Below are 7,796 nucleotides of genomic sequence, written 5' to 3' on the forward strand. Positions count from 1 at the left end.
CTACCGCCCCTCGTCCCGGCGCTTCCCCGATCCCGTACATCTGCGGATCGAGGCGATTCCCGAGTACGCGTATGTGACGGTGGACCGCGCCCCGCTCCTGCGGCGCGCCGCAGGCCTGCGCGCAGCGGTCATCGACGAGGGTGCGCTCATCGACCGCGACGCCGTGTGGGCGCTGAAGCGCGAGGCCCTGGAGCTGATCCGCGAGGTGCCGCTCGGCCCCGGCCGCCGCGCCGCCTACGCCGACTTCCTCGCCGACCGCGGAGAGGCGCTCGACGACCACGCCACCTGGTACGCGCTGGCCGAGGTGCACGGCCCGGACTGGCACGCCTGGCCCGCCGGACTGCGCGACCCGCGCTCCGCCCTGACCGCCCGCGCCCGCAGCGAACTCGCCGACCGCATCGACTTCCACTCCTGGCTGGCCTGGCTCACCGACACCCAGCTCGCCGCCGCGCAGCAGACCGCCCGCGAAGCGGGGATGGGGATCGGCCTGGTCCACGACCTGGCCGTCGGCGTCCACCCGGACGGCGCCGACGCCTGGGCCCAGCAGGACGCCTTCGCCGCGGGGATGTCGGCCGGCGCCCCACCCGACGCCTTCAACGCCCGCGGCCAGGACTGGGGACTGCCGCCCTGGCGCCCCGACACCCTCGCCGCCTCCGGGTACGCCCCGTTCCGCGACCTGCTGCGCGGACTTCTGCGCCACGCGGGCGCCCTGCGCATCGACCACGTCATGGGCCTCTTCCGCCTCTGGTGGATCCCGCAGGGCCAGGAGCCGACCGCAGGCACCTATGTCCGTTACGACGCCGAGGCGATGCTCGCCGTCCTCGCCCTGGAGGCCCACCGCGCAGGCGCCGCCGTGATCGGGGAGGACCTGGGGACGGTGGAACCCGGCGTCCGCGAATCCCTGTCCGAGCGCGGCGTCCTGGGCACTTCGGTGCTCTGGTTCGAGCGTGACTGGACCGGTACGGGGCAGCCGTTGCCTCCGTCGCGATGGCGCGCGGGCTGCGTCGCCACCGCCACCACCCACGACCTGCCGTCCACGGCCGCGCGCCTCACCGGCGAACACGTCGTACTCCGCCACCGGCTCGGCCTGCTCACCCGCCCGCTCGCCGAGGAACAAGCCGAGGACAAGGCGCAGGTCGCCGACTGGCTGGCGTACCTCTCCCGACTGCGGCTGCTCCCGGAGGGCAGCGGTGACGAGGAGGGAGAGATCCGCGCTGTCTACCGCTTCCTGCTGCTCACCCCGGCCCGGATGATCGGCATCTGGCTGCCGGACGCGGTGGGGGACCGGCGGCCGCAGAACCTGCCGGGGACCTGGGACCAGTACCCCAACTGGCGGCTGCCCGTGGCCGATGCGCAGGGCCGCCCCGTCACCCTGGAGGAGCTGGCCGCATCGCCCCGGCTGCACCGTCTGCTGAGCGAGTTCGCGCCCCGTACGGCACCCCCGGGCGCGCGCCCTTCCTAGGCGTTCGCTACGTTTGGGTCGTGGACAAGAAGAACACCCTGCGCGCCGGCGCCGTAGCAGCCGGTACGACGCTGATGATGCTGCTGATGTCGTCCCCCGCGCTCGCGATCACGCGTGACGACGGTGACGACCCGGGTTCCGGTCTGAGTGTGTTCGACACGATCGGTCTCTTCGTGGTCGCGCCGCTCGCTCTTTTCGCGATCATCGCCGGACTGGTGATGGTGCTCGACAAGTCCAAGAAGGCCTGACACACCGCTTCTTCGACTGAAGGCGCGGGCGGGTTGCGTACACACGTGACCCGTTCGCGCCTTCAGCGCGTTCTCACGCCTTCTCCTCGCCCGCGAGCAGTAGCTTCAGCAGCTCCGAGAGCTGCTCCGCCTGCTCCTCGTCCAGTGCGGACGCGAGTACCTCGCGCTGCACGTCGAGGCCGTCCTTCACCGCCTCGTCGATCACCTTCAGGCCTTTGTCGCTGAGGACCACCCGCAGTCCGCGCCGGTCGTGCGGATCGGGTTCGCGGCGCAGCAGCCCGGCCTTCTCCAGCTTGTCGAGCCGGCCCGTCATCCCGCCGGTGGTCAGCATCAGCGTCGCGGAGAGCTGGCGCGGCGAGAGCGTGTACGGCTCCCCGGAGCGGCGCAGTGTCGACAGGACGTCGAACTCGCCGCGGGAGATGCCGAACCGCCCGTACTCCTTCTCCATCCGGTCGCCCATGGTGCGGGCGATCCGGTAGATGCGGCCGTAGACGGCCATCGGGACGGTCTGGAGGTCGGGCCGCACGGCGGCCCACTGCGCGGTGATCGCGTCCACGGGGTCCTTGCTCATGGAGTCCAGTGTCGTCCAAGAGTCGGTCGCTTGCAAGAAAGTAGCTTGACGGTAAGTCGCTTAGCGGTAAGCTACTTCCTATCAAGCAACTTCTGTCCGGGGAGCATCCGATGGCCCGCACCAAACGCACCAACCGCGCCGCCGGCATCAACCGCGCCGCCGGCGCCACCCGCATAGCCGGCGAACGCCGGATGCTCGTCGCCATGGCGGTCGACGCCACCGGATCCGGGATGTACGTCCCCTTCAGCCTGGTCTTCTTCCACCACATCACCGGGCTCTCCTTCGCCACGGTCGGCCTGGTCCTCACCGTCGTCGGCCTCGCAGGACTCGGCGCACTGCCGCTCGCGGGCTCGGCGGTCGACCGCTTCGGCGCCCACCGCGTCCAGCTGGTCCTGTACGGGATCCGGGGCGCGGGCTTCCTCCTCTACCCCTTCGCCCACTCGCTCCCCGCCTTCGCGGCCGTCGCCCTGATGACCTCCTTCGGCGACCGGGCGTTCCCCGCGGTCCAGCAGTCGCTGATCGGCGAGATCGCCCAGGGCACCGACCGTGACCGCCTCCAGGCCTCCTCGCGCGCCCTGCGCAACGGCGGCCTCGGCGCGGGCGCACTGCTCGCCTCGCTGATCGTGACCCTCGCGGGGGACACCGGCTTCACGGCGGCCGCCTGGCTGAACGCGGCGAGCTTCGCCGCGGCCGCACTGCTGATGCGCGGGGTACGGGTGGTGCGCTGCATCCCCGCCGTCCGCCCCCAGGCGGGCTACGGCCTGGTCCTGCGCGACCGACCCTTCCTCGCCCTGACCTTCGCCAACTTCCTGAACGCGCTGGGCTATGCGTCCCTCGCCATCCTCTTCCCGCTCTACATCACCACCTCGCTGCGCGGCCCCGCCGCGATCTCCGGCGCCGCCTTCACCCTGAACACGGTGCTGTGCGCGGCCGGCGGTGTGCTGGTGGCCGCGCGGGTACGGTCCCGGGGCGCGCGCCGCACCAGGTCGGCGGCGCTGGGCTCGGTGCTCTTCGCGGCGGCCTTCGTGGCCCTGGTCGCCCTCGGCACGCTCCGCCCCGGCGCGGTATGGCTGACCGGCGCCGCGCTGCTGGCCATCACGGTCCTCTACACATTGGGCGAGCTGGTCCACAGCCCCTCCGCCGGCGCCCTCTCGGTGGCCGCCGCCCCCGCCGCACTCCGGGGCCGCTACATGGCCGCGTACCAGCTCTCCTGGTCCCTCTCCGCTGCTGTCGCCCCCTCGCTCTTCACTGTGCTGTTCGACATGGACGGCCGTCTGCCCTGGCTGCTGCTGGCGGGCACGTCGCTGGCGGCGGCGGTCCTGCTGCTCCGCCTGGAGCGGGTCCTGCCGAAGTCCGCGGTCCATCCGATGGCCCCGGCCGCCGTGGCGGGTTCGCCCCGACCGGCGCAGGTCACGGCGGCCGCGTAACCCCTCATCGCTTCACATCCCCGAAGGAGTGATCATGAACCGCGCAGCCACCGTCGCCCTCACCGCACTCGCCCCCGTCTCCTGGGGCTCCACCTATGCGGTGACCACCCAACTCCTGCCCGCCGACCGCCCGTTGTTCACCGCTCTCGTACGCGCCCTCCCCGCCGGCCTCGCCCTTCTCGCCGTCACCCGCACCCTTCCGCGGGGCGCCTGGTGGTGGCGGTCGGCGGTCCTCGGGGCCCTGAACATCGGCGTCTTCTTCCCGCTCCTCTTCCTCTCCGCCTACCGCCTCCCGGGCGGGATGGCCGCCGTCGTCGGCTCCGTCGGCCCGCTCTTCGTCGCCGGGCTCGCCGCGCTCCTCCTCGCCGAACGCCCCACCACCCGCACCCTGTTGACCGCCGTCGCCGCCGCGCTGGGCGTCAGCCTGGTCGTACTGAAGGCCACGGGCGCCTTCGACCTGATCGGTGTCGGGGCGGCGCTCGCCTCCTCCGCCGCGATGTCCGCGGGCACCGTCCTCACCAAGCGCTGGGGCCGCCCGGAGGGCGTCGGCCCGCTCGCCCTCACCGGCTGGCAGCTCACCGCGGGCGGACTCCTGATCGCCCCGGTCGCCTTCCTGGCAGAGGGCGCACCGCCCGCGCTCGACGGCCGCGGTCTCGCCGGGTACGCCTACCTGGCCCTGGTCAACACGGCTGTCGCGTACTGGCTCTGGTTCCGCGGCATCGGCACGCTCACCGCCACCTCCGTCACCTTCCTCGGCCCGCTCTCCCCGCTCACGGCCGCCGTCATCGGCTGGGCCGCGCTCGGCCAGACACTCACCCCGCTGCAGCTCACCGGGATGGCGATCGCCTTCGGGGCGACACTCTCCGGGCAGCTGGCCCCGCGCAAACCATTCAGTTCTACTGAAAGAAATAGGCATAAAGTTTCGATGGACGCGATGGTTTCCGGGCTGCGACGGTAGGGGCATCACCCCACCGAGGAGGAGCACACCGTGGCTGTCCTGGCCCCCGACCGCACTGCGACACCGACCACCCGCCCCCGTACAGGAAAATCCGCAGCGGGCTCCGGTCTTGCGCTCGCCGCCCTCGCCACGGTCGTCTGGTCCGGCAGTTTCGTCGCCTCTCGTGCCCTCCACGACTCCGTGCCCCCCGTGCAGGCCGCCTTCTGGCGCTGGATCGTCGCCCTTGTGGCGGTCGCGCCCTTCGCGGCCCGGGCTGCCTGGCGCGAACGGGCCGCTGTCCGGCGTCACTTCGGCTTCGTCGCCCTCGCCGCGCTGCTCGGAGTCGCCGTCTACAACACGCTCGTCAACCAGGCCGGACTCTCCACCTCGGCCGGCAACATGGGCATGATCATGGCCGCGTCACCGGTCCTGATGGCCGTCATCGAGCGCGTCGGCGGACAGCGTCTCGGCGCCCGCCGCACCGCCGGAATGCTGATCGCCTGCGCGGGAGTGATCCTCCTGGTCGGGAAGGGATCGCTCACCCCCGACTTCTCCACCGGCGACCTCTGGATGCTCGCCGCGGCCTGCTGCTTCGCCTCGTACAGCGCACTCCTGCGCCGCAAGCCGGCCGGACTGACCGGGCCCGCCTTCCTGTTCACCACCTTTGTCGTCGGCGCGCTGATGCTGCTCCCCGCGTACGTCGTCAGCCTCACCGCCCAGGGCGGCTTCGCCGCCACCCCTGCCACGGTCGGCCCGCTCCTCTACGTCGGAGTCCTCTCCTCCGCCGTCGCCTTCTTCGCCTGGAACAAGGCGGTCGCGACGATCGGAGCCGCCCGCGCCGGAGTCGTCTACTACCTCCAGCCGGTCTGCGTCGCGCTGCTGTCCTACCCCCTGCTCGGAGAGCGCACAGGGCCGCTTCAGCTCCTCTGCATGGCGCTGATCCTCGGCGGAGTAACCCTCGGGGCGCGCAGGTAGATAGGTTGCGCCCCATGACCGACTGGGACATCAAGAAGCTGCACATCCTGCGGACCCTGAACGAACGGGGCACCGTGACCGCGACGGCCGAGGCGCTGCTCATGACGCCTTCGGCCGTCTCGCAGCAGCTCTCCAACCTGTCGAAACAGCTCGGGGTCCAGCTCCTCGAAGCGCACGGCCGCCGCGTCCGCCTCACGGACGCGGCTCATCTCGTACTGCGCCACGCCGAGGCCGTCTTCGCCCAGCTGGAGCGTGCGGACGCCGAACTGTCCGGCTATCTCCAGGGCGAGGCGGGCGAGGTGCGGGTCGGCGCGTTCTCGACGGCCGTCCCCGCCCTGGTCGTTCCGGCGGTACGGGCGCTGCGCGCATCGCATCCCGCGCTGGAGGTACGGGTCCGAGAGGCGGAGGCGGCGGAGTCGTACGCGCTGCTCTCGGCCGGGGACGTGGACCTGGCCCTCTCGCTGGCGGCGCACGCGCCGACGGCCAGGGACGCGCGCTTCACCCGGGTGACCCTGCTGGCCGACCCGCTCGACGTGGCCCTTCCGGTGGCCCATCCGCTCGCCACGACACCCGGTCTGCGACTCGCCGATCTCGCGGACGAGCCCTGGATCTTCGGGGGCAGCGGACCTTGGTCGGAGATCACCAGAACGGCCTGCGAGGCGGCGGGATTCGTGCCCGAGCAGGCGCATTCGGCTGCGGGCTGGACCGCGATCCTGGCCATGGTGGAGGCGGGCATGGGGGTCGCGCTCGTACCGCGGATGGCGGCGGCGGAACGCCGTACCGGAGTGGTCACCCGGGTCCTCAGCGCCGACCAGCCGCGCCGCCATGTCATCGCGGCGGTGCGGCGGGGATCGGAGGAGGGGACGGCGGTGGCGCGGGTACTCGCGGCCCTCAAGAATGTTCAGCAGAACTGAACAGACCGTACGAAAACTTTCGATGGACCTGTCTGTTCTCTGCTGCGAGAGTCGATGACATGACCACGAAGCCGGAGCACCAGCCCGAGTCCCAGACCGAGAACCCGCACGCCAACGACGCGGCCCCCTACGGCGGAGGCGACCCGTACGCCGACTACCGCACCTTCGAGCACCCCTTCACGGAACTGGTCGACCTCGCCGACCGCCGGCTGGGAGCGGGTGTAGTCGCCGCCAACGACGAGTTCTTCGCCGAGCGCGAGAACCTGCTGGTCCGTGAGCGGGCGGTCTTCGACCCCGAGCACTTCGGCCACAAGGGCAAGATCATGGACGGCTGGGAGACCCGCCGCCGTCGCGGCACCACGGCCGACCCGTTCCCGGCCCCTGAGGACCACGACTGGGCGCTGATCCGGCTCGGTGCCCCCGGTGTCATCCGCGGAATCGTCGTCGACACGGCGCACTTCCGCGGCAACTACCCGCAGCGGGTATCGGTCCAGGCGGCGTCGGTCGAGGGCTCGCCGAGTCCGCAGGAACTGCTCGCGGGCGACGTGAAGTGGGAGGAGCTGATCCCGCCGACGCCCGTACGCGGCCATGCCGCCAACGGCTTCGAGATCACCTCCGGCCGCCGCTGGACGCATCTTCGCCTCAACCAGCATCCCGACGGCGGCGTGGCCCGCCTCCGCGTGCACGGCGAGGTCGTTCCGGATCCGGAATGGCTGGACCTGCTCGGCACGGTCGACCTGGTCTCGGTCCTCAACGGAGGCTCCTGCGAGGACGCGTCGGACCGCTTCTACTCGTCCCCGACGCAGATCATCCTGCCCGGCACCTCGCGCAAGATGGACGACGGCTGGGAGAACCGCAGGCGCCGGGTCCGCGACACCAACGACTGGGTGCGGTTCCGGCTGGCTGCCCAGGGCGCGATCCGTGCGGTGGAGATCGACACGGCGTACCTCAAGGGCAATTCGGCGGGCTGGATCGCGCTGAGCGGCCGCAATGGCGAGACGGGCGAGTGGTTCGAGATCATCCCCCGTACGAAGCTCCAGCCCGACACCCTGCACCGCTTCCCGCTCGCCGCGGTGGCTGTCGCGACCCACGTACGCCTGGACGCGTTCCCCGACGGGGGAGTGGCCAGGATGCGGGTGCACGGCGTGCTGACGGAGGAGGGCGCGGCAGCGCTGCGCAACCGGGCAAACTGAAGCCCTCTGACGCCCAGTAGCCGCAATTTCAGGCGCTCGCCGAGCAAAACCAAGCCCCTCCGGCGATTG

Annotated in this window: 8 protein-coding genes; 7 read left to right on the forward strand and 1 reads right to left on the reverse strand. The window is 71.7% G+C overall.

Annotated elements, in window-relative coordinates:
- Both malQ and J0695_RS22225 read left to right on the forward strand, forming a co-directional pair.
- Window positions 1-1,462: 4-alpha-glucanotransferase (gene malQ, locus J0695_RS22220; RefSeq protein WP_206963887.1), on the forward strand; the 1,462-nt coding region annotated here is incomplete at its 5' end.
- Between the two features lie 20 nt (window positions 1,463-1,482).
- Entirely contained in the window at window positions 1,483-1,710 is a 228-nt protein-coding gene (locus J0695_RS22225; protein ID WP_206963888.1) for a hypothetical protein, read from the forward strand.
- Window positions 1,711-1,783: 73 nt separating this feature from the next.
- On the opposite strand, the gene J0695_RS22230 is transcribed toward J0695_RS22225, so the two are convergent.
- Entirely contained in the window at window positions 1,784-2,281 is a 498-nt protein-coding gene (locus J0695_RS22230) for a MarR family winged helix-turn-helix transcriptional regulator (protein ID WP_206963889.1), read from the reverse strand.
- A gap of 110 nt (window positions 2,282-2,391) precedes the next feature.
- On the opposite strand from J0695_RS22230, the gene J0695_RS22235 reads away from it, so the two are divergent.
- Genes J0695_RS22235 through alc form a run of 5 tightly spaced genes read left to right on the forward strand, consistent with a single transcriptional unit; the run spans window position 2,392 to window position 7,727 of the window.
- Window positions 2,392-3,708, forward strand: a complete 1,317-nt coding sequence (locus J0695_RS22235) for an MFS transporter (RefSeq protein ID WP_206963890.1) — start codon at window positions 2,392-2,394, stop codon at window positions 3,706-3,708.
- Window positions 3,709-3,742: 34 nt separating this feature from the next.
- Window positions 3,743-4,666: an EamA family transporter gene (locus J0695_RS22240; RefSeq protein ID WP_206963891.1), complete on the forward strand. Its 924-nt coding sequence runs from the start codon at window positions 3,743-3,745 to the stop codon at window positions 4,664-4,666.
- A gap of 39 nt (window positions 4,667-4,705) precedes the next feature.
- The gene (locus J0695_RS22245; protein ID WP_242553026.1) at window positions 4,706-5,620 is read left to right on the forward strand and encodes a DMT family transporter; all 915 of its coding nucleotides are present in this window, start codon (window positions 4,706-4,708) and stop codon (window positions 5,618-5,620) included.
- A 14-nt stretch (window positions 5,621-5,634) separates the two neighbouring features.
- Window positions 5,635-6,534: a LysR family transcriptional regulator gene (locus tag J0695_RS22250; RefSeq protein ID WP_206963893.1), complete on the forward strand. Its 900-nt coding sequence runs from the start codon at window positions 5,635-5,637 to the stop codon at window positions 6,532-6,534.
- A 59-nt stretch (window positions 6,535-6,593) separates the two neighbouring features.
- Window positions 6,594-7,727, forward strand: coding sequence for an allantoicase (gene alc / locus J0695_RS22255; RefSeq protein WP_206963894.1), 1,134 nt, complete (start codon window positions 6,594-6,596; stop codon window positions 7,725-7,727).
- Window positions 7,728-7,796 lie beyond the last annotated feature (69 nt).

Origin of the sequence: Streptomyces beijiangensis, assembly GCF_017315755.1 — a bacterium.
GTDB lineage: Bacteria > Actinomycetota > Actinomycetes > Streptomycetales > Streptomycetaceae > Streptomyces > Streptomyces beijiangensis.